Source organism: Thalassospira profundimaris, assembly GCF_003326675.1.
GTDB classification, from domain to species: Bacteria; Pseudomonadota; Alphaproteobacteria; order Rhodospirillales; family Thalassospiraceae; genus Thalassospira; species Thalassospira aquimaris.
The window spans coordinates 11,527-36,324 of the sequence record NZ_JPWF01000024.1; the positions used below are offsets into that span (position 1 = coordinate 11,527).

Consider the following 24,798-nt stretch of genomic DNA (forward strand, 5'->3'; position numbering starts at 1 on the left):
CCCCGGCATCCCTGTAAAGCAAGGCGCGAAAACAGACCCCATATCCCGCAAATCGCGCAAAAAGAAAGGACGGCATCAGTGATACCGTCCTGAAATAGTACAAAGCAATTTAGATGCTTACCACCCTTACGGCGCAATTGGCAGACAATGCAGCTATGCGCATCAGGCTTCGGGATCGGTTTGCACCCGACGCACGGCATTTTTCCAACCGGCAAGAAGACCGTCGCGACGGGTTGCTTCCATCTTCGGCTCGAAACTGGCATCAAGGTGCCAATTGGCCGAAATATGATCAAGATCGCGGTAAATTCCGGCCTGAAGCCCGGCCAGATAGGCCGCACCAAGTGCCGTGGTTTCCGTCACCTCGGGCCGTTCGACCGAAATGCCCAAAACATCGGACAGCATCTGGCACATCCAGTCATTGGCAACCATCCCGCCATCAACACGGACCGCCTTGGGCGACACGCCATCTGCGGCCATGGCTTCGAACAGATCAAATGTCTGGTAACAAACACTTTCAAGCGCCGCACGGACAAATTCACGCGGACCGGTGTCACGGGTCAGGCCAAAGATTGCCCCGCGCGCATCCGGGTCCCAATAGGGCGCGCCAAGTCCGGTAAAGGCTGGAACAAGATACACACCGTGATTGTCATCAAGCGACTTTGCCAGACCTTCGGTTTCGGCAGCCGATTTGATGATGCCCAGACCGTCACGCAACCATTGCACGGCCGCACCGGCGACAAAGATCGCGCCTTCGATGGCATAGCTTGTCTTGCCATTGATGCGATAACCCACCGTCGTCAAAAGACGATGCTGTGACGTTACCGCCTCGTCCCCGGTATTGAGGATCACAAAGCAACCAGTGCCATAGGTGCTTTTGATATCGCCCGGCTCAAAGCAGCATTGACCGAATGCCGCGGCCTGCTGATCACCCGCCATACCCAGAACCGGAATTTCCGCCCCGAACAGATCGGCATCGGTCACACCGAAATCAGCCGCGCAATCCTTGACTTCGGGCAACATGGTTTGCGGCACCCGGAAGATTTTGCAAAGCGTATCATCCCAGGAATTTTCGCGGATGTTAAACAGGTTGGTGCGTGCCGCATTGGTGGCGTCGGTTGCATGTGACTTGCCGCCGGTCAAACGCCAAAGCAGGAAACTGTCCACCGTGCCAAAGGCAAGATCACCCTGTTCGGCCCGTGCGCGTGCACCCGATACATGATCAAGGATCCATGCCACCTTGGTTGCCGAGAAATATGGATCGATCAAAAGACCCGAACGCGCATTCACCGCATCCTCAAGACCCAGATCGGACTTTTTCAGATCATGGCACAGCGACGCGGTGCGGCGATCCTGCCAGACAATGGCGTTGTAAATCGCCTTGCCGGTTTTGCGATCCCAGACAACAGTGGTTTCGCGCTGGTTGGTGATGCCGATGGCGGCAACCCGTTTGATATCGACACGCGCCAGGGCCTCCTTGCAGACGGCGACGACCGTGTTCCACAAATCTTCGGGATCGTGTTCGACCCAGCCACTATTGGGGAAATGTTGGGGGAATTCCTGCTGTGCGACAGAAACGGATCGGCCGTTCTCATCAAAGACAATCGCACGTGAGCTGGTCGTTCCCTGATCAATGGCAAGGATGTAACGCGTATCGGTCATTTATGTTTTCCTCCCGAGCCGGCAGTTTCCCTGCCCTCTGACCCTGCATGATGCCATGCGTTCTGCCCGTCTTTGTGATCGGGCTGTTGGCTTTATCGCTCTATTTAGAAAAAAATCGCACCAAAAAACAATTCGTTTTCGAAAATTTTTCGCACATTTTTCGTCAAACCGCTGTTCCAAAACAAAATTATCACGCCGTGATTGCGGCAAAAATAGCCGATTTTCCCGCGGCACGCGAATTGCAACATTACCGGGAAGAATGAAATTCAACCGGCATCTTTTTCCCATGGAGGGCTCTTATGGGATTGTATGACACATTGCTGAACGTCACCAACACGGTCTATAGCGCCAAAAGTGCTGCTTCGCAGGCCGCGACGATCGCATCGAACAGCCAGCCGCTTCCCGACGACAAGAAGGAAGAAAATGCCGAGCTGGCCTATATCCGTGAACACGGCTTTACCACCTATGTAAAGGAAATCGAGGATCGCAAAATCGAAGAAATGCGCGCCAAGATTCTTAAAAGCATGGGGCTGGATGAAGATTCACTGGCCGAAATGGACGCCAAAAGCCGTCAGGCAGTTGAAAAAGCCATTGCCGAGGCCATCGAGCAACGCCTGAATGGCAATACCCTTGCCAATGCCGAGCTTGGAAAATCAAAAGACGAAGAAGAAACCAGCGGCGAGCGGCGTGACCGTATGCAGGCTCAGATTGCCTTTAACCCGCGCATGTTTGATGTCTTTACCGAATTGCAATCGGAACTGCCTGCCGGATCGTCCCAGTCGATCACCGGCGAAGAAAACGACAAACAGACATCTGGCGCACGCAAAAACCTGTTTTCGGCCTGATCGATCAGATCTGCTTGGTACCAGCAAAAAGGGCGCTGCAACTTGCAGGGCCCTTTGTCATGTCTTGCGATATCGGCAACCGGTTGATCAGTCGTCGATCCCGCCGATGCAGACATATTTGACTTCAAGGTAATCCTCGACGCCGTATTTCGATCCTTCGCGGCCAACGCCGGACTGTTTGAAACCGCCAAACGGTGCAACCTCGGTCGCCATGACGCCGACATTGACGCCAACCAGACCGCTTTCAAGCCCTTCGGCCAGTTTCCAGATGCGCGAGATATCACGCGAATAGAAATAGGACGCCAGGCCGAACTCGGAATCATTGGCCATTTCCAGAACTTCGTCATCGCTATGGAAACGGATCAGCGGTGCCATCGGGCCAAAAGTTTCTTCGCGGAAGACGATCATGTCGCGATTGGCATCGGCAATCACCGTCGGCTGGAAGAAGGTGGCACCTTTTTCATGGCGCTTGCCGCCGGTCAGGATACGACCGCCCTTGGACACAGCATCGGCAACCTGTTTTTCGACTTTCTCTACGGCCTTTTCATTGATCAGCGGACCAATAATCACACCTTCCTCGAAACCGTCGCCAACCGGCATTTCCGCAACCTTGGCAGCGTATTTTTCCGCGAACTCGTCATAAACCGCATCATGGACAAACAGACGGTTTGCACAGACACAGGTCTGACCGGCATTGCGGTATTTCGATGCCAGCGCACCTTCGACCGCGGCATCGATATCGGCATCTTCGCAGACGATGAAGGGGGCGTTGCCACCAAGCTCAAGGCTGATTTTCTTGACCGTATCGGCACATTGACGCATCAGCAAACGCCCGACCGGGGTCGATCCGGTAAAGGTCAGCTTGCGGACTTTCGGGTTTTCGGTCATTTCCGCACCGATTTCCACCGCTTCACCGGTGACAATCGACAACAGACCTTTGGGAAGGCCTGCACGTTCGGCCAGGATCGCCATGGCCAGTGCGGAATATGGCGTTTCCATCGCCGGCTTGACCACCATGGCACAACCAACAGCCAATGCCGGGCCTGCCTTGCGGGTGATCATGGCCGTCGGGAAGTTCCAGGGCGTAATCGCGGCACAAACACCGACGGGTTCCTTAAGAACCATCACACGGCGGCCTTCGGCAAAGGTCGGGATCACATCGCCATAAACACGTTTGCCTTCTTCGGCGAACCATTGCAGGAAGCTTGACGCATAGGCGATTTCACCCTTGGCTTCAGGAAGGGGTTTGCCCTGTTCGGCGGTCATGATCGCACCAAGGTCATCCTGATTTTCCATCATCAGGTCGTACCATTTCATCAAGATGGCCGAGCGTTCCTTGGCGGTACGTTTCTTCCAAAGCTTCTGTGCCTTCTCCGCCACATTGACCGCATGGGCAACCGCTTCGCGACCAAGGACCGGTACGGTGCCAAGCACTTCACCGGTGGCCGGGTTGGTCACCTGTTCGGTTTTCCCGTCTGGGGCATCGACCCATTCCCCGCCGACATAGGCCTGCTGGGTAAAAAGCGAGGGGTCTTTTAACGAAATCATTTTAGTGCCTCCGGAATTCTTTATTGGGAGCGACATGATCGGATATCCCATAATCTGGTCTGCTCCGGGATTGATGCCACATTTTCGCGAGATATTTTTCCCTTTGCAATCGCAAACAGAACCAAAATCACCCTTTGCCAGATTATTGCAACCGGCTTTGCCTTTGCCCCGCCTTTTGGCAGGAACTGCGATCTTTGTTCCCCGCAAGGTAACGATCCGTCCGATCCAAAGAAAAAAGGCAGGAACCGATGACTGGTCCCCGCCCTTTTATCTTGCTCAATGCCATTGACTGACAGCTTCTATTGCACCGGGTCAGTCAACGATCCGAAATAGCCCGGCTGATAGTCAATCGGCAAAAACCGGTCATGAAGCTGTCGGAATGTTTCATCCGGGTCGACATCGGCAAACAGGTCCGGATGGAACCATTTCGCCATCTGCTGAATTGCGACGAACTGATAGGGGCTGTTGTAAAACTGGTGCCAGACCGCATGAAAGGCATGTGTCTTTTGCGCGGCAATCCCCAGATAGGCCGGGCGCGTCGGATAATATTCAAGTTTCTGACGGATTTCTGCGCGGTCTGCGCCCGGTCCGACCGGCACCCACTTACCACCCGGCACATAGGCATCCCACATCGCACTGGTGACAATGATATGATCCGGGCTTGAAACAATGACCTGTTCGGCATTGATCTGACCAAACGTTCCGGGGATCAGGTCCTTGGCAATATTATTCCCACCGGCAAGTTCGACCATCGCGCCGAAATTGCTGTTGCCAAATGAATGGCAGCAATCTTCATAGAAGCCGGCGGCGCGGTCGATAAAGACCGTCGGGCGGTTTGGATTGTTTCGGGCCAATCGGTCAGTGACTTCTGCAATTTCGGCGGCCCGGAAATCAATAAAGGCTTCCGCCCTTTCTTCCTTGCCAAACAACTTGCCAAACAACCGGATCGACGGTTCGGTATTGGTTTCCGGATCATTGCGAAAATCGACATAAACAACCGGAATGTTCAGTGCACCGAGCTTTTCGATATAGGCGGCTTCTTCAACCGCGCGCTTGGTTTCCAGATTAAGGAAAACAATATCGGGTTTCTGGGCAATCGTGGTTTCGATATCAATCAGGCTTTGCTCCAGCCCTTCAAAGGCCGGAAGTTCGCCAAATGCCGGGAACTTTGCCAAATAGGCCTGATAGGTTGCCGGATCGGCTTCGATCAGGTCCTTGCGCCAGCCGACGATATGTTCGACCGGATTTTCCCGATCCAGTGCCGCAATGATGTAAAGTTGCCGTCCCTCGCCAAGAACGGCGCGTTCCACCGGCACGTTGACATCAACCTGGCGTCCGGCAATATCCGTGACCGTGATGGTTTCTGCCACCGCGTGATGATGCAGGATCAAACTTGCCGTCATGGCAAGGATGGCCCGAACCGTGATTTTCAGTTTCATTTTAGTCTCCCGATTGTTGTTCAGGCAGAGTCAACGAACGGGTTTTGGCGCAGATCACCGCACACAGAACCAGCCCGGCGAAATAGACAAAGCCGACAAGGAAATAGATGTTTGAAAGCCCGGCAGTTCGGGCGAACCAGCCACCAAGGGCAATTCCGGCAATCGCCGAAATCTGGGCCGTGCTTTGCGCAAGTCCAAGCACATGGCCCTGTTGCCGGTCAGATGCGATACGTGAAATCAGGGCGGTCAGAACCGGGGTCGTTGCCCCCAAAAGCCCACCCCAGAGCAAATACATGGCAGCAAAGACGACGATTGACCTGGTCACGCCTGCGACAAGCGTAACCAGAACACATCCGGCAATAACCAGACTCATCTGTTTTATGATATCATGCGCCGGACGCTGTTCGAAATATCGCGCCCAAAAACTGGCCGTGATGACAAAGCCAAGGGCCAGCAACCCGTAACACAGCCCGACAACCCAATTCCCGACGTCAAAACGATCGAGTACAAACATCGAAAAGCCCGACTGGGTGACCATGCGCGCCAGCAACAAAACCCCGATGACCACCAGAATGGCCAGAATGTTGGGGGTGGCAAAGATGCTGAACCGGGTGTCTGATTTATCCTTATGATCGGAACTGTGCCTTTGCTTGGCTGGCGCAACCGATGGCAAGAACAGCAGCACCGCCACAAGACAGCCAAGACACAAAATCCCGGCCACAAAGTTGATCCAGAAAAAGCTCGCCTGATCAAGAATAACACCACCAATCAGCGCCCCGCCAAGTGACCCGACATTGGTTGATATCTGAAGATAGGCAAATAATCTGGTGCGGTTTGCCGGGTTTTCGATGCTGACGCCATAGGACTGGGCAGGTGCGATAAATCCCGCGCAGGCCCCTTGCAAGAACCGCAAGATCAGGATCGACCAGACATCCCCGGCAAAGGCCAGCGCCAATTGGGTGGCCGCCAACCCCAGAAGGGCACGCATCATCATTGATTTATGCCCGAACCGGTCGCCCATCCGTCCCCAGAATGTACTGGTCAGGATGATACCCACCATTGGTCCGACATAAACCGCAACACTGGCAAAACTGAACAAGTCATCAGAATGGACCAACATGCGCAAATGAACGGGCCAGAACGGCCCGCTCATTTCCATTGCCCCCATTGCAATAAGCTGGGTGACAAATAGCAGATGGATTTGCCAACGCGGCGCAGTCACATCAGAAGTCCGCAGTCACAGACAACAGGGCTGTGCGCGGTGCGCCAAGTGAAACAAATCGCCACTGGTTCACACCCGACCAGTATTTTTCGTCGGTCACGTTTTGCACGGTTGCCCGCACGGTAACCGGCGTTCCATACAGTTCCGTCTTGTAACGTGCGCCAATATCAAGCGTCGTCCAATCGGGAATGGTCTGGGTATTGGCGGTATCGACAAACTGTTTGGAGGTATGGGTAACCGTGCCGCTTAGTGTCAAACCATCGACAAAGGGCGTGTCCCATTCGCCGACAAGGTTGATCTGCATTTCCGGTGTACCGACCGGGCGTTTGCCCTTGCTGCTTGCGGAGACGGCCTTGGTGATTTCGGAATCAAGGAACATCACACCGCCAAGCAGACGGACATCATTTGTTACCTGTCCAAAGACATTAAGTTCGACACCACGGTTGCGCTGTTCGTTGTCGGCACGGAACACATTGGTTGCCGCATCGGTTTCGCCATCAGGCTGGGTAATCTGGAAGGCTGCAACAGAACCGCCAATCGTACCGAAATCAAGCTTCACACCGGCTTCGATCTGTTTGGCAACATAAGGGGCCATTGCTTCGCCAGAGTTGGCCGCCGTGCTTGGGGCAATATCACCCTGATTAAGGCCCTCGATATAGTTGGCATAAAGCGAAACCGTCTCGACCGGTTTGAACACGACCCCCGCCATCGGCGAGATAACATCGTCATTATAGCTGCTGCTCACAGCGCCGCTGCTGTAGTTATCAACCGAAATGCTTTGATGACGGGCACCAACCGTTACCAAAACCTGATCATCAAGAAAGCCCAAGGTATCGGCCAATGCATAGCCGGTAAGCTGGGATTCAGATGTTTTGGGTTTGCTTGACGGCGCACTTACCGCAATCGGGGCCACCGCAAGGGTCGTGTAGATATTGGCAGACGGGTTTGATGCCGCGTTGCTGATGCCTTGACGCAATTCGTCTTCGTAACGGGTCGCTTCAAAGGACAGCTTGTGCTTGATCGCGGCGGTTTCAAATTCGGTGCGTACGCCACCACTTGCCGACCAGCGATCAGTCTGGAACCGGCGATAGGAAAGCCCGCTATCGGTGTAATCACCCGCAGCATTCTGAACCGTGGGCGTCCCGAACAGACGATCAAGTTCGGTGCGACCACCACCGAAACTGCCAAATACCGTGACCTGATCAATCACGTCATATTCCGCCTGGATCATGCCGGAACGATCAACAGCATCGGACCATTCCCATTCCTGGATCAGGTTAGTTGACCCGTCCGGGGCCTCGGGGATGGCAAAACCGGAATCAAATCGAACTTCACGTGCCGGGGCATTCAGGTTTTCGCGCTGGTCAATCAGATCAAGCGATGCCCGGAAACGGTCGCCCTTATAATCAAGGGCCAGCGCACCAAGCGATGTTTCACGGGTCTGGTGATCAAGGAAGGTATCGCCATTGTGATAACCGCCATTGAACCGGACACCGAATTCATTGTTTTCACCAAAGCGGCGGCTGACATCGACATTGCCCCCACCCTGTTCACCGCGACCGTAGTCGGCCGTCACACGGTTAAGATCAATATCACCGGCACGTTTGGGCACAATATTGATGGCCCCCCCGACGGCACCGGTCGGCGACATACCGTTGAGCAACGCATTCGGGCCTTTGACAACCTCGATCCGCTCTGCCAATCCGGACAACACACGATAGGTCGGTGCAACACCATAGGCACCGTTAAACGACACCTCACCGGTATTGAACAGGTTCACACCAAATCCACGGATCTGATAGGTATCAAGGTTGGCGGTTTCTGCATTGGGTGCGCGAACTGACGGATCATATTGCAAAACATCGGCGATGGTTTCGGCCTGCTGATCGGCAATACGTTCGGCGGTGTAACTCGTGATGCTGACCGGCGCGTCCATGATATCGACATTGCCAAGCATGCCCAGACGTCCGCCCGATGCAACCTGCCCCCCGGCATAGGCCTGTGGCAGGTCAGAACCAACACGCATCGCTTCGACATAAACGGGATCAAGGGCAACCGATCCGTTTTCACCGGCTTCCGCCCCCGTTGCCACCAGGATCAGTGACTGGTTACCGGCTTCGCGATAGGCAAGCCCGGTTCCACGGATCAGGATTTCAATTGCGGCCGGAACCGACATCGTACCGCGAATGTCGCGCGCACCATCAAGTTCCGGCAAATCGACCGCATAGGCGATCCGCCATCCCGACACATCACCGATTTTGACAACGCCGTCGGCAATCGAGCTTACGGTCAGATCAAAGTCATAAAGTGCCTGTGCGATTTCGACCTGCTGACCGGTCTGGTCATTGGACAGCGCCTGTGCATTGGCGATATTGGCGACAAAACAGCTTGTCATCGCAATGGATGATGACAGTAACAGCCCCGAAATAAACCCGTTCTTTTTTGATATTGCCTGGTTGGAATGCAACTTCCCGCTCCATGATCAGTCTTTTCATTCAGGCAGGTCCCCCTGCTTCTGAAAGGACAAACGTGCGGGAAGAAAAACACCTCACATTAAAATCGTCTTTTTTGCGATTTTTTCGCAATCGCATAAACAATTCTAATAAATCACCGTCAACCAGGGTGACGTGCGAACCACATTTCCGCCAATTGCCGCCGCCATGGTTTCCAGTGATCCATCGACATCCGTGGTCGGAAAACTTCCGGAAATTGTGCGGTCAGCAATATCGCCAAGGGCCACAAAACGCCCCGGCGCGAAATTATCAAGACGTGCCACAAGATCAGAAACACGGACATTGCGAACACTAAGGCGTCCCTGCATCCAGCCTTGAATTGCGGCGATATCGGTTTGATGCACAGTCCCCACCAATGCATCAGCCCCTATTGCGACAACGTCCCCAGCCCCCAACAGAACACCTTCCTTGTCCCCGGGGGTTGAAACACGCACAGCGCCCTCTTCGACTGCGACTTCGGTATCGCGGGCAAGGTAATCGACGTTAAAGCGTGTCCCCACCACTTCGACAATTGTGGACCCGGCCCGAACCCGGAACCGGTCCCCATTGCGATGGGTGACTTCAAAAAATGCCTGTCCGCGCAACAGTTCAATATCGCGTCGGCCATTTGAAAAATCGGTGGTGATCGCACTATTGGCCGCAAGATGGACAATTGATCCATCAACAAGCGTGATGTCGGTTACCGTATCGTTTCTGGTCACAATATCCGCCTGCCAATTGGCAATCATATCGGGATTGAGAAACAGCACAGCAGCACCAAGTGCAACCGCGCAAGCCCCGCCTGCAAAGGCACGACCGGGAGACAGCCATTCACGCAAACGCTTCAAACCCGCCTTTTTCGGCGACATAACCTCGGACACGCGGCGCACCGGCTCTTCGACCTGCGTCCACAGAACCCGCATCTGATCATATGCCAGCCGGTTGCCCGGATCGGCATTGATCCATGCATCAAATTCGGCCTTTTGCGCGACAGACATCGAACCGCCAGCACGTTTCACATGCCAGAGTGCAGCTTCGTCCTTTTGCGTGTCGGTCGGTTTATCTTGGCCTTGCATCGGTCTTACTGTTGTCCACTTGTCGTCAGCGCGGATAACCGCATCATCGCTGTCAGTTCATCTCTATAGACAATAACGGTTAGCTGGGAAACATCCTCAGGGCCGGGGGTGAAGTTTTCAGTCCGGATCACGATAAGCCGCCAATCGTTCCTGACAATGACGCATGGTTCGCGCCAGTTGCTTTTCCACCGCACTGATCGAAATTCCGTATTTTTTGGCCAGTTTGGCGTTTGAAATGCCTTCGAGGCGATGAAGGATGAACATTTCACGGGCCTTGGGCGTCAGTTCCAGCAATGCCTGATCAAGCGCTGTCAGGGCTTGGCGCGATTCAGCATGTTCTTGCGGCGATGACGTTTCATTTTGCCAAAGCTGCACGGGCAAAATGCCGTTCATGACATTGGTCCGTCCGGCATTGCTGCGGTGATGATCAATCACGGCATTGCGCACCGATGCATAAAGAACCTTTGTGTTTTCTTCTTCTGTCCCGCGATCACCGGCCTTCATCAGCCGGGCATAGACATCCTGCACCAGTTCGACGGCTGTTTCCCGATCACTGATCCGGCGCGTTGCCATAGAAACCAGCTGCCGCCTGTGATCTTCAAACAGCTTTGCAAGCCTATGTTGCCAGAACTTCATGTTCGGATCTTACCGCCATCATTTGGTCGTTGGTCCCTCGCGGGTTCAGGAGCAGGACCGTATGAACGGTCAAACTGCTGCCAGCCGACGCAACCTAACAACAATGATAATCATTTTCAATCGCAAACAATTATGTAGCTTAATGCGATCCAGCCCGGCGTGATCAGTCAAGTTTACCTGCAAGTCAGGCCTGCCTGCGGAACCCTGCGGGATGCCCGGACAGCCACATGACATGTTTTGATCATTTTTCATCAGGAAGGGACCGGATTTTCATTTTTTACCGATTCCGATCATTCCACCCCCGGTTTCCCGATCGTCTGCCAGCAACATCTTAACGCAACGACACCGGCAACCCGCAAAAATAGATTGTGATTACAGTCGATTACAGGCCGCCCGATTAAGTTCATTATCGAAAATTTAAAACCCCAATAATTTTCGCTTGCAATTATTTTTAGCCACTCGTAACGTTTGTGAAATAACGGAACGGCAGTTGAGAACAGTCGTCACAAATAAGAGCACCAGGGAGGATTCGGTTGCTCAATTCAGAAACATTCGACATCGCCATCATCGGCGGTGGCATCAATGGTACCGGCATTGCGCGGGATGCAGCAGGTCGCGGACTGAGTGTCTTTTTGTGTGAAAAAGACGACCTTGCCAGCGCCACCTCGTCTGCCAGCACCAAGCTGATCCATGGTGGCCTGCGCTATCTTGAACATTATGAATTCCGGCTGGTCCGCGAGGCGTTGATTGAACGCGAGGTTCTTTTGCGCGCCGCCCCGCACATCATCTGGCCGCTGCGTTTCGTCCTTCCCCATGTCAAAGGTCTGCGCCCGGCATGGATGATCCGTTTGGGCCTATTCCTGTATGATCATCTTGGTGGTCGTGAAAAACTTCCGGGGTCCGAGGGAATCAAACTTGCCTATCACCCGGCAGGCACGCCATTGATCAAAGGCATGACCAAGGCATTTGTCTATTCCGATTGCTGGGTCCAGGATGCGCGCCTTGTGGTGCTTAATGCCATGGATGCACGCGATCTGGGGGCCGATATCCGCACCAGAACCGAATGCGTATCGGCAAAGCGTGATGGCGATCTTTGGAATGTCACCATTCGCAATATTGATGATGGCACCGAGCAGGTCATCAAAGCCAGATCACTGGTCAATGCCGCAGGCCCCTGGTGTGCGGAACTGCTTGAAAGCCGGGTCGAAGCCAAGAAGAAACAGGGTATTCGCATGGTTCAGGGCAGCCACATCGTGGTGCCGAAACTGTTTGACCATGAATATTGCTATATCTTCCAGAACCCGGACGGGCGTATTGTCTTTGCCATTCCCTATGAACAGAACTTTACCCTGATCGGCACGACGGACCGCGATTACAAGGGAGATCCGTCCAAGGTCGCGATCAGTGACGAAGAAACGAAATATCTGTGCGATCTTGCCAACAGCTATTTCGAAAAGAAAATCACCACCGATGATGTTGTCTGGACCTATTCCGGTGTGCGCCCGCTTTATGGCGATGGCAGCGAAGACGCATCACAGGTTACCCGTGACTATGTTCTCGAAATTGATCGTGGTGAACGCGAAGATGATGGTGCGCCGCTTCTAAACATTTATGGCGGCAAAATCACGACCTATCGCAAGCTTGCTGAATCAGCCATGACCAAGCTTTGCCCTTTGCTTGACCACGAAGATACCCGCTGGACCGCCACCAGGGCACTTCCGGGGGGCGACATGCCGGGCGCGGATTTCGAACGCTATCTTACCGCGATGCACAAGAAGTTTCCGTGGATTCCCGACGCACAAATCTACCGCTACGTGCAAAACTACGGCACACTCACCAACCGGATTGTTGGTAACGCGACGGACCTCAATGGGCTAGGAACGCATTTGGGGGATGACGTGTATGAATGTGAATTGCGCTATCTGGTGGATTTCGAATGGGCACGAACGGCCCAGGATGTTATGTGGCGCCGCTCCAAACTGGGGCTGCACCTATCGGATGAGACGCGTAATGCCATTGTCCAATGGTTCGCAACGGAACCGAAATCAAAAAACACCGTGAAAACGGGCGAAGGAAACAGTGGAAAATGACCCTTACGCTTGAAAACATATCCAAGACCGTGGGAGGGGAGTCCCACATCGATGATGTGTCAATGACGCTGGAACCAGGATCATTCAACGTCCTTCTGGGACGGACCCTGGCTGGCAAGACGACGCTGATGCGCATCATGGCGGGGCTTGAACCGCCAAGCAGCGGTCGCATTCTGGTTGATAATGTTGATGTCACCGGCATGGCTGTGCAAAAGCGCAATGTCGCCATGGTATATCAGCAATTCATCAACTACCCGTCGATGAATGTCTTTGACAATATCGCATCCCCCCTGAAGCTTCAGGGCGTGGACAAGGCCGAGATCGAAAAGCGTGTGCGTTCGACCGCCGAGCTGATGCATATCGAACATCTGCTTGATCGTCTGCCACAGGAGCTTTCCGGTGGTCAGCAGCAGCGCACCGCCATGGCACGCGCCATGGTCAAGGATTGCAAGTTGCTGTTGCTTGACGAACCGCTGGTCAACCTTGACTACAAACTGCGTGAAGAACTGCGCGAAGAAATCCCGAACCTTTTGGCGGAACGCGACACCATTGTTGTCTATGCCACGACCGAACCGATGGAAGCCCTGTTGCTGGGCGGGAAATGCGCGGTCATGCATCAGGGACGCGTGACCCAGTTTGGCCCGACCACACAGGTTTACCATAACCCGGCCTATGTCGAGACCGGCCTGATCTTTTCCGATCCGCCGATCAACCTTGTCGATGCCGAAGTCCGCGATGGCGCGATCTTTATGAAGTCGGGTCATCAGGTTCCGCTGACCGGGCATCTTTCGGGTCTTGCGAACGGAAATTACACCCTTGGTATCCGTGCCAACCACCTGTCGGTTGATCCGACCGGCGACAACACGATTGCCATGCAGGGACAGGTTGAACTGGCCGAAATCACCGGTTCGGAAACCTTTGTCCACGTGCATTTCAACGATGTTTCCTGGGTCATTCAGGAAGAAGGTGTTCACAACCCGCGTCTGGGCGAAGCCACGTCGTTCTATGTCGATCCGACACGTCTGTTTGCCTTTGATGCAAACGGTAAACTCGTGGCCGCACCGCCGGTCGAAATTTCCAACGGCAAAGCGGCGTAAGGTGAGACAGAAAAATGGCACGTATTGATCTTAAAAGCCTTGCGCATTCATATTTCCCCGATCCGAAAACGGACGAGGATTATGCCCTTCGTCGCATGGAACATGTCTGGGAAGACGGCGGGGCCTACGCCCTTCTTGGCCCGTCGGGCTGTGGCAAGACCACCCTTCTGAACATTATTTCCGGCCTTTTGACGCCGTCGCATGGTCAGGTTCTGTTTGATGGCAAGGATGTCACCAATCTGGCACCGGAAGACCGCAACATCGCACAGGTTTTCCAGTTCCCGGTCATCTATGACACCATGACGGTCTATGACAACCTTGCATTCCCGCTGCGCAACCGCGGTGTTGACGAAAAACGCGTTGATGCCCGTGTGCGTGAAATCGCCGGAATGCTTGATCTGACCGGCAAGCTGAAACAAAAGGCCCGTGGCCTTGGTGCCGATGAAAAACAGACGATCTCGCTTGGGCGTGGTCTGGTCCGTGACGATGTTTCGGCCATCCTGTTTGACGAACCGCTGACGGTGATTGACCCGCATCTGAAATGGGTTCTGCGCCGCAAACTTAAGGAAATTCACAACAAGCTGCGCCCGACCATGGTGTATGTCACCCATGATCAGGTCGAAGCTTTGACCTTTGCGGACAAGGTTGTCGTCATGTATGGCGGCAAGGTCGTACAGCTTGGCACCCCGCAGGAACTGTTTGAAAATCCGGCCCATACCTTTGTCGGCTACTTCATCGGAAGCCCCGGCATGAACATCATGGATTGCAAGATCGATGATGGTGCAGCCTGGGTCGATGGTCAGCGTATCGGTCTTTCGGACCGTCACCTTGCGGCCATTTCCAAACAAAGCGGCAAGATCGAGTTGGGCATTCGTCCGGAATTCCTGACCCTTGAAACCGCTGGTTCGACCAAAGGCAGCGACGGCGTTGAAGTCAACATCGTCAAGGTCGAGGACCTTGGTCAATACAAGATCGCGACCACCCGGTTTGGTGCGTCGGAAATCAAGGTCAAGCTTGGCGAAGATGAACAGGTTGTCGGGCAGTCCGGCATTCTGCGCTTTGCACCGGAATGGACCAAGCTTTACGCCGACAGTCAGTTGGTCGCGTAAGGGGGGATGGGGAAATGAACAAGATTACCAACAACAAGGCCTGGTTCCTCGTCCTGCCAGTGTTCTTTATCGTCGCCATCAGCGCGATCATCCCGCTGATGACGGTTGTGAACTATTCCGTTCAGGACATTTTTGATCCGCAAACCCGTTTCTTTGTCGGAACCGAGTGGTTCGAACAGGTTCTGGGCGACAGCCGCCTGCATGATGCCCTGATCCGTCAAATCATCTATACGCTTAGCGTTCTGTTCATCGAAATTCCGATGGGCATCGCAGTTGCCCTGACCCTGCCGCGCAAAGGCTGGGGCGTATCGGCATCGATGGTTCTGCTTGCCCTGCCGCTGCTTATTCCATGGAACGTGGTTGGCACCATCTGGCAGATTTTTGGCCGTGCCGATATCGGGCTTGGTGGTTATCTGATCAACCTGATGGGGATTGATTACAACTATGCCCAGAACCCGATGGATGCCTGGGTCACCGTTCTTGTCATGGATGTGTGGCACTGGACCAGCCTGATTGTTCTGCTGTGCTATGCCGGTCTGCGGTCGATCCCGGATGCCTATTATCAGGCGGCCAAGATTGACGGTGCATCACGCTGGGCTGTGTTCCGCTTTATCCAGCTTCCGAAAATGCAGTCGGTTCTTGTGATTGGCGTTCTGCTGCGCTTCATGGACAGCTTCATGATCTATACCGAACCGTTCGTCCTTACGGGTGGTGGTCCGGGCAACGCAACCACCTTCCTCAGCCAGTTCCTGACCCGGATGGCAGTTGGTCAGTTTGACCTTGGTCCGGCAGCGGCCTTCTCGCTGATCTACTTCCTGATCATTCTGCTGGTTTGCTGGGTTTTCTATACCGTCGTGATGAACGCCGGAAAGCAGGGGGAACAATAAAATGCAGTTCCAGAAACGACATATCGGACTTCTTCTTTACATTCTGTTCCTGTTGCTGCCGATCTATTGGCTGTTCAACATGTCGATCAAGACCAATACGGAAATCCTGGGCGCAATGACCCTGTTCCCGGATAATCCGACATTGGCCAACTATGCGACGATCCTGACCGATCCGGCATGGTATACGGGCTATATCAACTCGATGATTTATGTCGGGATCAACGTTGTGATCTCGCTCGTCGTCGCCCTGCCCGCTGCCTATGCATTTTCGCGGTTCAACTTTACCGGCGACAAGCATCTGTTCTTCTGGCTTCTGACCAACCGTATGGCACCGCCGGCCGTGTTCCTGTTGCCGTTCTTCCAGCTTTATTCAAGTGTCGGCCTGTTTGACACCCATATTGCTGTGGCCCTTGCACACTGCCTGTTCAATGTGCCGCTGGCAGTCTGGATCCTTGAAGGCTTTATGTCGGGCATTCCAAAGGAAATCGATGAAACCGCCTATGTGGATGGTTACTCGTTCCCGCGCTTCTTTGCCACGATCTTCCTGCCGCTGATCCGTTCGGGCATCGGTGTTACGGCCTTCTTCTGCTTCATGTTCAGCTGGGTTGAGCTGCTTCTGGCCCGCACCCTGACATCGGTCGAAGCCAAACCGATCGCAGCAACCATGACCCGTACCGTTTCGGCGTCGGGCCTTGATTGGGGTGTTCTTGCCGCAGCAGGTGTTTTGACAATCGTCCCGGGTGCCTTGGTGATTTGGTTCGTTCGCAACTACATCGCCAAAGGTTTCGCCATGGGTCGCGTGTAATCGGAAAACAGGAGGAATTTCAACATGGCATGGATGGCCTGGACCCCGATTACCGCTGTGTTTTTCAGCTGCATCATATTGATGCTGATCGGAATGGGAATTTGGCAGGCGGTATCACCAACCGTTCCACGGCGCGGCTTCTTGCCGCTGACCACCACGCGCGGTGACCGTCTGTTTATCAGTCTTTTGGGTGCGGCTTACATCCATCTTGGATGGCTGGCATTTACCGACATCGCGCTTTGGATCGGTTCGGTAATCGCACTGGCCTGGCTCGTCATTGTGATGCGCTGGGGATGATCATGGGGAACGGTGCTGTGATCGTTGCAGTGCCGTTCCTTTGATATTCATCGCGGTGGGTTGTCTGTCTTCCCCTGCCGTTGATGACCGGGTTTTATCCGGATGAGCAAAAGGAAGACAACCAGGGAGAAAACGACATGATCGTTAAAGCCAAAGGCGCTTCGAGCGTTATTAAAGGCAGTGCCGTTGCAGTCGCTCTTGGTCTTGCTGTGCTGGCAAACCCGGCAATGGCTGACCAGTATACTGACGCGGCAAAAAAATGGATCGATAGCGAGTTTCAGCCGTCGAGCCTGAACAAAGATGCCCAGATGGCCGAACTTGAATGGTTCATCAAGGCAGCCGAGCCGTTCCGTGGCATGGACATCAACGTGGTGTCTGAAACCATCACCACGCACGAATATGAGTCCAAGGTTCTGGCCAAGGCTTTCTCGGAAATCACCGGGATCAACCTGACCCATGATCTGATCGGCGAAGGCGACGTTATCGAGAAACTGCAAACCCAGATGCAGTCGAACCGTAACATCTATGACGCCTATATCAATGACTCGGACCTGATCGGCACCCATTCGCGTTACGACGCGGTTGTGCCGCTGTCTGACTTCATGTCCGGCGAAGGTAAAGACGTTACCTCTCCGACCCTTGATCTCGAAGATTTCATCGGTCTGTCTTTCACCACCGGCCCGGATGGCAAGCTTTATCAGCTTCCTGACCAGCAGTTCGCGAACCTTTACTGGTTCCGTTATGACTGGTTCCAGCGTGCAGACCTGCAGAAGCAGTTCAAAGACAAATACGGCTATGACCTTGGCGTTCCGGTTAACTGGTCGGCCTATGAAGACATCGCTGAATTCTTCACCAACGACGTGAAGGAAATCGACGGTCAGAAAGTCTATGGCCATATGGATTACGGTAAAAAAGACCCGTCGCTGGGTTGGCGCTTTACCGATGCGTGGCTGTCGATGGCTGGTGCTGGCGACAAGGGTCTTCCGAACGGTCTTCCGGTTGACGAATGGGGCATCCGCGTTGAAGGTTGCGCCCCGGCTGGTTCAAGCGTGACCCGTGGTGGTGCTGCCAACGGCCCGGCGGCTGTTTACGCACTGACCAAATACATTGACTGGCTTAAGGCTTATGCTCCGGCAGAAGCAGCTGGCATGACCTTCGGTGAAGCTGGTCCGGTTCCGGCACAGGGCCAGATCGCACAGCAGATCTTCTGGTACACCGCCTTTACCGCAGACATGGCGAAAAAAGGCACCCCGGTTGTGAACGAAGACGGCACGCCGAAATGGCGTATGGCCCCGTCCCCGCACGGCCCGTACTGGGAAGAAGGCATGAAGCTTGGTTATCAGGACGTGGGTTCCTGGACTCTGATGAAGTCCACCCCGCTTGAGCGCCGTAAAGCTGCATGGCTCTATGCACAGTTCGTTACCTCGAAATCCGTATCGCTGAAAAAGACCCTGACCGGTCTGACCCCGATCCGTCAGTCTGACCTGGATACCCAGGAAATGACCGATATCGCACCGAACTGGGGTGGTCTGGTCGAGTTCTATCGTTCCCCGGCCCGCGTCCAGTGGTCGCCGACCGGTACGAACGTTCCGGATTATCCGAAACTGGCTCAGCTCTGGTGGCAGAACGTTGCCGAAGCTGTAACCGGCGAACGCACCCCGCAGGAAGCAATGGATAACCTTGCAACTGCGATGGACCGCGTTATGCAGCGTCTGGAACGTGCAGGTATCGGTGGCGAATGCGCACCGAAACTGAACGAAGAACGTGATGCACAGTACTGGTTCGACCAGCCCGGTGCACCGAAGCCGAAACTGGCGAACGAAAAACCGCAGGGTGAGACCGTCAAATATGACGATCTGATCGCGGAATGGCGTGCGGCTCAGAAGAACTAAGAGCCACACTACTGGGGGTGCCGGGGATGTTTTTCATCCCCGGCCGTCCCGCCCGAAACCTTAATTTTATTACCCAAACCATTTTACCAAAGCCTATTCCATTAGGTCATTGACCACACAAGAACCCGAGACATCCGAACAACGGATGCATATGTCCCGAACCGGGAATGTCTGCCCAAACGATCATCAAACAGCGGGCAAGACAGGGAGGAAACAGTGAATAGCGCCATCAATAAACGACGCGCCGGCCTTGGCATTCAAGGCAGGCTAATGGCTTCTTTTGCCTTGATTCTGGTATTGGCCGGCATTTCATCGGTCGTATCGTGGGTCTCTTTTGGCAATAGCCGCGATCTTGTCGCCGATATCACGACCAACAGTCTGCCTTCAATCATTCGCCAGATGGAGCTGGCAATGAACGGTGTCGGTCTTGCCGCACAAGCGCCTGTTCTGGCGGCTTCGCGCAATGTCGATGAGTTGACGCAAACCGAAAGCAGCCTTGATCAGTTGATCAGCGATGCCCGTGCGCGTCTGACCGAAATCGCCGATGCAAATCCCGAACCGGTAATGATTGATATCGCGCCGCCAGTCCCGGACGCCACCGGCGAAGATGGTGCACCAAATGACAGCGCCCCGGAACCGCAACTGGTTGACGCGGTTGCGACCCTGACCGCACAGCTTGACGATATCGTCGCCCGTCGTGACACCCTTCACGCCCTGACAACCAAGCGTCTTGAAATCGAGAAACTGCGTGGTGACCTGACGCTTGATATGATGTTTGCCTATGGTGATCTGTCGGAATTCATCAGCCCGCTGATCGAGGTTGTTGATATTGATGTCGCGCGAGGCATCTCGCGCGTGTCAAATGGCAACAGCGATGCCGCCGCCAAGCTTGAAGAAACCATCGCATTCTCACAGCTGATTGCAGAAATCCGCGCCAATGTGAACCTTGCCTTTGGAATGCTGACCGCGGCGATTGCCGTCCCAGAAGGCGAAGCCATGGACGAGGTTCGCAACCAGTGGAGCTGGGCGGAACTGCGCATTACCGATGCGCTGGAAAAACTTCCCGACAATGACGATGGCAAAAAAATCCGCGATCTTGCCAAGGCGCTACTGGCATATGGTGCAGGCAGTAACAGCGTTTTTGATTTGCGTGAAACGGAATGGGACAACCAGTACCGCACGGAACAGACCCTTGATGCCACCCTTGCAACGGCCGAGGCCCTTTCACAATCCATCTCGCTTATGGTTGATGGCAAGCGGGCCGAGGTTGATCACAATGCAACCAACGCCCTGTCACAGGTGGTCAAGGATCAGCGCCTGATCGCGATTATCGGGCTTTCGGTTCTGGTGATATCGCTGGCAATCCTGATCTTTTATGTGCGAAGGAACCTGATCAAGCGTCTGCTTCGGGTGATTGACGCCATGCGCAAGGTTGCCAATGGTGATCTGAGCACAGAGGTCAAGGACACCGGTCGCGACGAAATCGGTCGCATGGCCGAAATCCTTGGACAATTCCGTGAAACCAGCCTTGCCGCCCAACAGGCCGAGGAAAAAGTTACCCGTGAACGCGAACTGGCCGAGGCCAAACGCCGTCAGGATATGCTTGATCTGGCCGATGCATTCGAGGCATCGATCATGCAGGTCGCAAAAGACGTCGCCCGCGAGGCCGAAAACATTCAGGCCACATCCAATCAGGTTCGCGATCACGCCCAGATTGCCTCGACCAATGCCACCGGCGTTGCCGGGGCGTCCGAAGAAATTTCAATCAATATGGCGTCTGTTTCCGATGCTGCCCAATCACTGTCTGACCGGGTGCGTGATACCGGGCATCGCGCCCGGCAATCGGTGGGGGCCGCGACAAGTGCCGTCGAAGCCGCCCAGCGCACCAACGCCACCATGCATGAACTTGAAACCGGCGCGCAGGAGATCGGTGAAATCCTGAACCTTATTCAGGATATCGCCGCCCAGACCAATCTTTTGGCGCTTAATGCCACTATCGAGGCTGCCCGTGCCGGTGAAGCAGGCAAGGGATTTGCCGTGGTCGCCCAGGAAGTCAAAAACCTTGCCAATCAGACCGGATCGGCCACCGACCGCATCGCCGAACGGATCACGGAAATTCAATCCACGACGGGCATCGCGGTACAGGCGATTGCAGGCATCCGAGACAGCATCACCGGCATTCATGAAACCGTTGGCGAAATGTCTGAGGCGGTCAGCGACCAACAGAATTTCGTCGCCGAGATCGCCAGCAATGTCGAACAATCAGCCACCGCTGCCAGTGAAATGAATGGCACCATCGCACAGGTCAGTAGTGCTGCGGATGATAACCTTCAGGCTGTGGATGGTTTGCGACTGGCAACTGATCGCTTGCGGACACAGTCCGATGATCTTGGCGCACGCGTCCGTGAATTTCTGGCATCCATTCGATCCGAACAACCAGCACATCAGTCACATGTGCCGATATTCAATTCTTCCTCCCTGCGATGAGCGCACCTGACCGGAGCCAGATGGCCTGTCCGACCCCGAATATGTCATCTGGTTCCGGTACTTTTTTACCACCTTATCGCAGCAAAGATGTTAGACAGAACACCATGAAAAAAATCATTTCCCGCTTGTCGTCTCTGCCCCGTATCAATGCATCGCGCCGCCGGTTGGCGCCGTCTGCCATGGTGCTTGCCACTTTGTCAGTCACGGCCTTTGCACCGGCGATGGCTGCATCGGCACTTGATGATGGCATGACGGCCTATCGCCATGGCGAGTTTGAAAAATCGGCAAGCATTTTTGCCCCGCTTGCCGAAAACGGCGATGCTACTGCGCAATATCTTTTGTCTTGTCAGATGATCAATGGCGCAGGCATGACCGCCAACGAAGCAGACGGCTGGGACATGATGCAAAAGGCTGCTCTGAACCTGCAAGCCGATGCCAGCATCATCATGGCGCGCAAACTAGAAGCATCGCGTGCACCCAAGGACCATATCCGCGCGCTTTATCAACAAAGTGCGGATCAGGGCGAAACGCAGGCGATGCTGTGGCTGGCGCTTGACGCACTTGATCAGGGCAAAGCCGATGATGCCAAGGCATTGCTTGAAAAAGCATGGGAACTTGGCGATCCGCGTGCGGCAACCCTTCTGGCCAACCGTTTCACCAAAACTGACAGCGGGCGCTATCAATATCTGCGCGCAGCTGCCCAGCGTGGCGAAATGCGGGCTGCCGCCTATCTTGCCGAGGAAGCAAGATCGGTCGAGGATACCGCCGAGGCCGTTGGCTGGTGTGCAGTCGCAACCGGATTGCCGGGCCATAACGAACATGTCGACTGGAAGTCCATCGGCGATGCGGTTGAAAAGAATTGCGCACAATTTGACAAGGACCTTGATCCCACGGCACGTGCTGCCAACCGCGAACGGGTTGATCAATTCCTTGCCAGTTTCTTTGAAAATTATAAGCCCTGGACGCCTTGGCAGGCATGCTCCGTAAAGTGAAATACGGCCTTGTCCGATTGGCATTCTGACTTGATATCGCATCCCTGATTAACACATAATCCTAATGCACGAATGCGGGGATGTGGCGTGGGATCAGTGATACGATATCTTGCGGTTTGCGGACGAAAAGGATGCCGGTTCCTTTGCGCGCCCCTGCTTTTGATCGTTACCCAATTTGCCAATGCCGCCGAACCCGATGATCCGTTGATTGTCTGGCAACTGGCACCATCGGCCCCGGCTGTCATCATCGAAGGTCCGTCTGCGGGTGATGGGTATCTGCAACTTACGACAGACTGGTTTATTGATCATCTGACGGAATATCGTCATGAAAAACGGATGATCCCGATCCCCAAGGCACTTGATGACATGGCCAAGGGGGAATTCATCTGTTCGAATTTTCTCTATGACAGTCCCCATCGGCGGGATTTTCTGACCTTTTCTGGTCCGATCCTTGAAATTCATCCGCTTCGACTTTTTATCTCACCCGAAAAGCTCCCCGAGCTGCGATATGCGATGCGGGAAGGATCGGTTGATCTGGGACTTCTTGCTCAACAAAACAGACTGTCGATCGGTATGCCGGTCGGCTTCCGCTTTGACGAGGCACTGGTCCCCGGCGTTCAGGATTTCATGAGCTCTAAAATGACCCAAAGTGCCGGAACAACCGAAATGACGGTAAGGTTGTTTGATGTCGGGCGGATTGATGGCTTCATCACCTATCAGGTGAATGTCAGTTACTACCGCGAAGTGGGCAATCTTGAGCGGACTGCCATCCCGGTACCAATCATGGGCGTACCGACCCGTTCGCTTCCGATTTCATGTAGCGGTGACAAACAGCAGGCCAAACAGATCATTGATGCGGTTAATGCCCTACTGACCAGCCCCGAAAACCGTCAGGAGCTTGAGGCATTCTATACCCGCTGGAACAATCCGAAACACTGATCCGTGGCGGCTTACCCGGCACGGCATCCGGTGGCCTTATGATGCACCAAGGATGGCGCCAAGATATGTCAGATCGTCGGGGGTGTTGGCGTTGGCAAAAAGCGCTGGCTGATCGGAACTATCAAAATCAACGGCAACCGCATTCATTGCAACAAGTGGCCCGCGCACACGCCGTTCCTCACGACCAAGTAAGTCCGCAATAACAGACGCACTATCGCGATGCCAAGCCGATGAAAGATAATGATCACGCCCGGCATGGCGGGCAAAAGCAGCCCCAACACCGGCATCACTCGCCGCCGAAATCAGCCTGATCACAAGATCGGCAGGCAAGATCGGGCAATCCACCGGAAATGTCACAAGCCAGTCAATACCGTCGGGCAATGCCCCTAATCCGGCCAATACCCCGCCAAGCGGCCCCTGCCCCGGCTTCGGGACATCTGCCACCACCGGCAAACCGAATTGGGAAAAGACATCCGGTGTTTGGTTCGATGAAATCATCACGGCATCACATTGAAGCTGTGCTGTTTCAATCGCCATTGCCATCAAGGACCGCCCGCCAACTTCGCGAAAGGCCTTGTCCCCGCCCATCCGGCGCCCTTCGCCACCGGCAAGGATAATCCCAAGCGCGACTACGGCATGATTGTCGGGGTTGCGGGCTTCTTGTGACATCGATTTCCAAATGGCTTTTCAGACGAAATATCAAACATCTAGCCATCATAGCCCAAAGCAATTGCCTTCGCACCCATGCTTGTCAGGATGATCGTTCGGTCATGCATTATTTTCATGCTGCAGCGCCGCATTTTACAATTGTCCCACCCTGCCTTTTGACATACCATTTTCCCCAGACATTGCGGCTTGCCGCCCGAACCCCGGACGACCGGGCTTCGTTATAGGACCAATGGGGACGGCCCCTTAAGAAAGGAGGCCACCCATGGCCTGGATTGCATTGATCATTGCCGGTGTTCTGGAAGTTTGCTGGGCATCTGGTCTGAAATATTCCGAAGGTTTCACCAAACCCATCCCGACCGTCTTTACCATCGTGACCATGATGGGAAGTTTCTGGTTGCTGGCGCTTGCCATGCGCACCATTCCGCTTGGCACCGCCTATGCCATCTGGACCGGCATTGGTGCGGTTGGTGCAGTGATTTTTGGCATCGTCATGCTGGGCGAGGCCGCCAGCATCGGCCGCCTGATTGCGATCTGCATGATCCTTGGAGGGATTATCTTGCTGAAACTGTTCAGCCCGGCCTGAATAACCGGCAAATCGACAAAACAAAACGGGGCAG

The 24,798-nt window shown here is 54.4% G+C and carries 21 protein-coding genes; 13 read left to right on the forward strand and 8 right to left on the reverse strand.

The annotated features are described in order from the left end of the window. Window positions 1–162 precede the first annotated feature (162 nt). Entirely contained in the window at window positions 163–1,659 is a 1,497-nt protein-coding gene (gene glpK, locus TH19_RS21275; protein ID WP_114104373.1) for a glycerol kinase GlpK, read from the reverse strand. A 47-nt stretch (window positions 1,660–1,706) separates the two neighbouring features. Here glpK and TH19_RS21280 point away from each other — a divergent pair, with 47 nt between their 5' ends. Continuing rightward, the gene (locus TH19_RS21280; protein WP_114104374.1) at window positions 1,707–1,922 is read left to right on the forward strand and encodes a hypothetical protein; all 216 of its coding nucleotides are present in this window, start codon (window positions 1,707–1,709) and stop codon (window positions 1,920–1,922) included. A 36-nt stretch (window positions 1,923–1,958) separates the two neighbouring features. Beyond that, complete coding sequence (locus TH19_RS21285; protein WP_114104375.1) at window positions 1,959–2,504, forward strand: hypothetical protein; 546 nt, start codon at window positions 1,959–1,961, stop codon at window positions 2,502–2,504. 87 nt (window positions 2,505–2,591) lie between these two features. Here TH19_RS21285 and TH19_RS21290 read toward each other — a convergent pair whose 3' ends face one another. The 6 genes from TH19_RS21290 to TH19_RS21315 form a co-directional block, all read right to left on the reverse strand. Further along, complete coding sequence (locus TH19_RS21290) at window positions 2,592–4,052, reverse strand: NAD-dependent succinate-semialdehyde dehydrogenase (protein ID WP_114104376.1); 1,461 nt, start codon at window positions 4,050–4,052, stop codon at window positions 2,592–2,594. 299 nt (window positions 4,053–4,351) lie between these two features. Beyond that, window positions 4,352–5,491 (reverse strand): ABC transporter substrate-binding protein, encoded by a 1,140-nt coding sequence (locus TH19_RS21295; RefSeq protein ID WP_114104377.1) that lies wholly within the window; start codon window positions 5,489–5,491, stop codon window positions 4,352–4,354. A 1-nt stretch (window position 5,492) separates the two neighbouring features. Then, on the reverse strand, window positions 5,493–6,713 hold the full coding sequence (locus TH19_RS21300) for an MFS transporter (protein ID WP_258548075.1): 1,221 nt from the start codon (window positions 6,711–6,713) through the stop codon (window positions 5,493–5,495). A gap of 1 nt (window position 6,714) precedes the next feature. Continuing rightward, window positions 6,715–9,180 carry a TonB-dependent receptor gene (locus TH19_RS21305; protein ID WP_114104378.1) on the reverse strand — a complete coding sequence of 822 codons (2,466 nt, stop codon included), beginning with the start codon at window positions 9,178–9,180 and terminating at the stop codon, window positions 6,715–6,717. A gap of 132 nt (window positions 9,181–9,312) precedes the next feature. Continuing rightward, entirely contained in the window at window positions 9,313–10,281 is a 969-nt protein-coding gene (locus TH19_RS21310; protein WP_114104379.1) for a FecR family protein, read from the reverse strand. A gap of 117 nt (window positions 10,282–10,398) precedes the next feature. Further along, complete coding sequence (locus TH19_RS21315) at window positions 10,399–10,917, reverse strand: RNA polymerase sigma factor (RefSeq protein ID WP_114104380.1); 519 nt, start codon at window positions 10,915–10,917, stop codon at window positions 10,399–10,401. 533 nt (window positions 10,918–11,450) lie between these two features. Between TH19_RS21315 and glpD the strand changes: the two genes are divergently transcribed. The 10 genes from glpD (at window position 11,451) to TH19_RS21365 (ending at window position 23,512) form a co-directional block, all read left to right on the forward strand. Then, window positions 11,451–13,007: a glycerol-3-phosphate dehydrogenase gene (gene glpD / locus TH19_RS21320; protein WP_114104381.1), complete on the forward strand. Its 1,557-nt coding sequence runs from the start codon at window positions 11,451–11,453 to the stop codon at window positions 13,005–13,007. Further along, entirely contained in the window at window positions 13,004–14,104 is a 1,101-nt protein-coding gene (locus TH19_RS21325; protein ID WP_114104382.1) for an ABC transporter ATP-binding protein, read from the forward strand. The genes glpD and TH19_RS21325 overlap by 4 nt, the downstream gene beginning before the upstream one ends. A 14-nt stretch (window positions 14,105–14,118) precedes the next feature. After that, the gene (locus tag TH19_RS21330; RefSeq protein WP_114104383.1) at window positions 14,119–15,213 is read left to right on the forward strand and encodes an ABC transporter ATP-binding protein; all 1,095 of its coding nucleotides are present in this window, start codon (window positions 14,119–14,121) and stop codon (window positions 15,211–15,213) included. 14 nt (window positions 15,214–15,227) lie between these two features. Then, window positions 15,228–16,100: a carbohydrate ABC transporter permease gene (locus TH19_RS21335; RefSeq protein WP_114104384.1), complete on the forward strand. Its 873-nt coding sequence runs from the start codon at window positions 15,228–15,230 to the stop codon at window positions 16,098–16,100. Between the two features lies 1 nt (window position 16,101). Next, window positions 16,102–16,905, forward strand: coding sequence for a carbohydrate ABC transporter permease (locus tag TH19_RS21340; protein WP_114104385.1), 804 nt, complete (start codon window positions 16,102–16,104; stop codon window positions 16,903–16,905). Between the two features lie 24 nt (window positions 16,906–16,929). Continuing rightward, window positions 16,930–17,202 carry a DUF2160 domain-containing protein gene (locus TH19_RS21345; RefSeq protein WP_114104386.1) on the forward strand — a complete coding sequence of 91 codons (273 nt, stop codon included), beginning with the start codon at window positions 16,930–16,932 and terminating at the stop codon, window positions 17,200–17,202. A 137-nt stretch (window positions 17,203–17,339) separates the two neighbouring features. Next, on the forward strand, window positions 17,340–19,094 hold the full coding sequence (locus TH19_RS21350; protein WP_114104394.1) for an ABC transporter substrate-binding protein: 1,755 nt from the start codon (window positions 17,340–17,342) through the stop codon (window positions 19,092–19,094). A gap of 270 nt (window positions 19,095–19,364) precedes the next feature. Further along, entirely contained in the window at window positions 19,365–21,581 is a 2,217-nt protein-coding gene (locus TH19_RS21355) for a methyl-accepting chemotaxis protein (protein ID WP_114104387.1), read from the forward strand. 104 nt (window positions 21,582–21,685) lie between these two features. Next, window positions 21,686–22,573, forward strand: a complete 888-nt coding sequence (locus TH19_RS21360) for an SEL1-like repeat protein (RefSeq protein WP_258548076.1) — start codon at window positions 21,686–21,688, stop codon at window positions 22,571–22,573. Between the two features lie 87 nt (window positions 22,574–22,660). Further along, entirely contained in the window at window positions 22,661–23,512 is an 852-nt protein-coding gene (locus tag TH19_RS21365) for a hypothetical protein (protein WP_147250809.1), read from the forward strand. Between the two features lie 36 nt (window positions 23,513–23,548). Here the strand turns inward: TH19_RS21365 and mobA are convergent, their stop codons facing one another. Beyond that, window positions 23,549–24,181: a molybdenum cofactor guanylyltransferase MobA gene (gene mobA / locus TH19_RS21370; RefSeq protein WP_114104389.1), complete on the reverse strand. Its 633-nt coding sequence runs from the start codon at window positions 24,179–24,181 to the stop codon at window positions 23,549–23,551. A gap of 262 nt (window positions 24,182–24,443) precedes the next feature. On the opposite strand from mobA, the gene sugE reads away from it, so the two are divergent. After that, window positions 24,444–24,764 (forward strand): quaternary ammonium compound efflux SMR transporter SugE, encoded by a 321-nt coding sequence (gene sugE, locus TH19_RS21375; RefSeq protein ID WP_114104390.1) that lies wholly within the window; start codon window positions 24,444–24,446, stop codon window positions 24,762–24,764. Window positions 24,765–24,798: the final 34 nt, after the last annotated feature.

Excerpts from the sequence above, each read along its gene's own strand:
- TH19_RS21325 (WP_114104382.1), top strand. The coding sequence starts at position 13,004 with ATGACCCTTACGCTTGAAAACATATCCAAGACCGTGGGAGGGGAGTCC.
- TH19_RS21360 (WP_258548076.1), top strand. The coding sequence starts at position 21,686 with ATGAAAAAAATCATTTCCCGCTTGTCGTCTCTGCCCCGTATCAATGCA.
- TH19_RS21315 (WP_114104380.1), bottom strand. The coding sequence starts at position 10,917 with ATGAAGTTCTGGCAACATAGGCTTGCAAAGCTGTTTGAAGATCACAGG.
- TH19_RS21355 (WP_114104387.1), top strand. The coding sequence starts at position 19,365 with ATGGCTTCTTTTGCCTTGATTCTGGTATTGGCCGGCATTTCATCGGTC.
- TH19_RS21345 (WP_114104386.1), top strand. The coding sequence starts at position 16,930 with ATGGCATGGATGGCCTGGACCCCGATTACCGCTGTGTTTTTCAGCTGC.
- TH19_RS21310 (WP_114104379.1), bottom strand. The coding sequence starts at position 10,281 with ATGCAAGGCCAAGATAAACCGACCGACACGCAAAAGGACGAAGCTGCA.
- TH19_RS21350 (WP_114104394.1), top strand. The coding sequence starts at position 17,340 with ATGATCGTTAAAGCCAAAGGCGCTTCGAGCGTTATTAAAGGCAGTGCC.
- TH19_RS21285 (WP_114104375.1), top strand. The coding sequence starts at position 1,959 with ATGGGATTGTATGACACATTGCTGAACGTCACCAACACGGTCTATAGC.
- TH19_RS21290 (WP_114104376.1), bottom strand. The coding sequence starts at position 4,052 with ATGATTTCGTTAAAAGACCCCTCGCTTTTTACCCAGCAGGCCTATGTC.
- glpK (WP_114104373.1), bottom strand. The coding sequence starts at position 1,659 with ATGACCGATACGCGTTACATCCTTGCCATTGATCAGGGAACGACCAGC.
- TH19_RS21295 (WP_114104377.1), bottom strand. The coding sequence starts at position 5,491 with ATGAAACTGAAAATCACGGTTCGGGCCATCCTTGCCATGACGGCAAGT.
- TH19_RS21340 (WP_114104385.1), top strand. The coding sequence starts at position 16,102 with ATGCAGTTCCAGAAACGACATATCGGACTTCTTCTTTACATTCTGTTC.
- TH19_RS21330 (WP_114104383.1), top strand. The coding sequence starts at position 14,119 with ATGGCACGTATTGATCTTAAAAGCCTTGCGCATTCATATTTCCCCGAT.
- TH19_RS21280 (WP_114104374.1), top strand. The coding sequence starts at position 1,707 with ATGATGCCATGCGTTCTGCCCGTCTTTGTGATCGGGCTGTTGGCTTTA.
- mobA (WP_114104389.1), bottom strand. The coding sequence starts at position 24,181 with ATGTCACAAGAAGCCCGCAACCCCGACAATCATGCCGTAGTCGCGCTT.
- TH19_RS21335 (WP_114104384.1), top strand. The coding sequence starts at position 15,228 with ATGAACAAGATTACCAACAACAAGGCCTGGTTCCTCGTCCTGCCAGTG.
- sugE (WP_114104390.1), top strand. The coding sequence starts at position 24,444 with ATGGCCTGGATTGCATTGATCATTGCCGGTGTTCTGGAAGTTTGCTGG.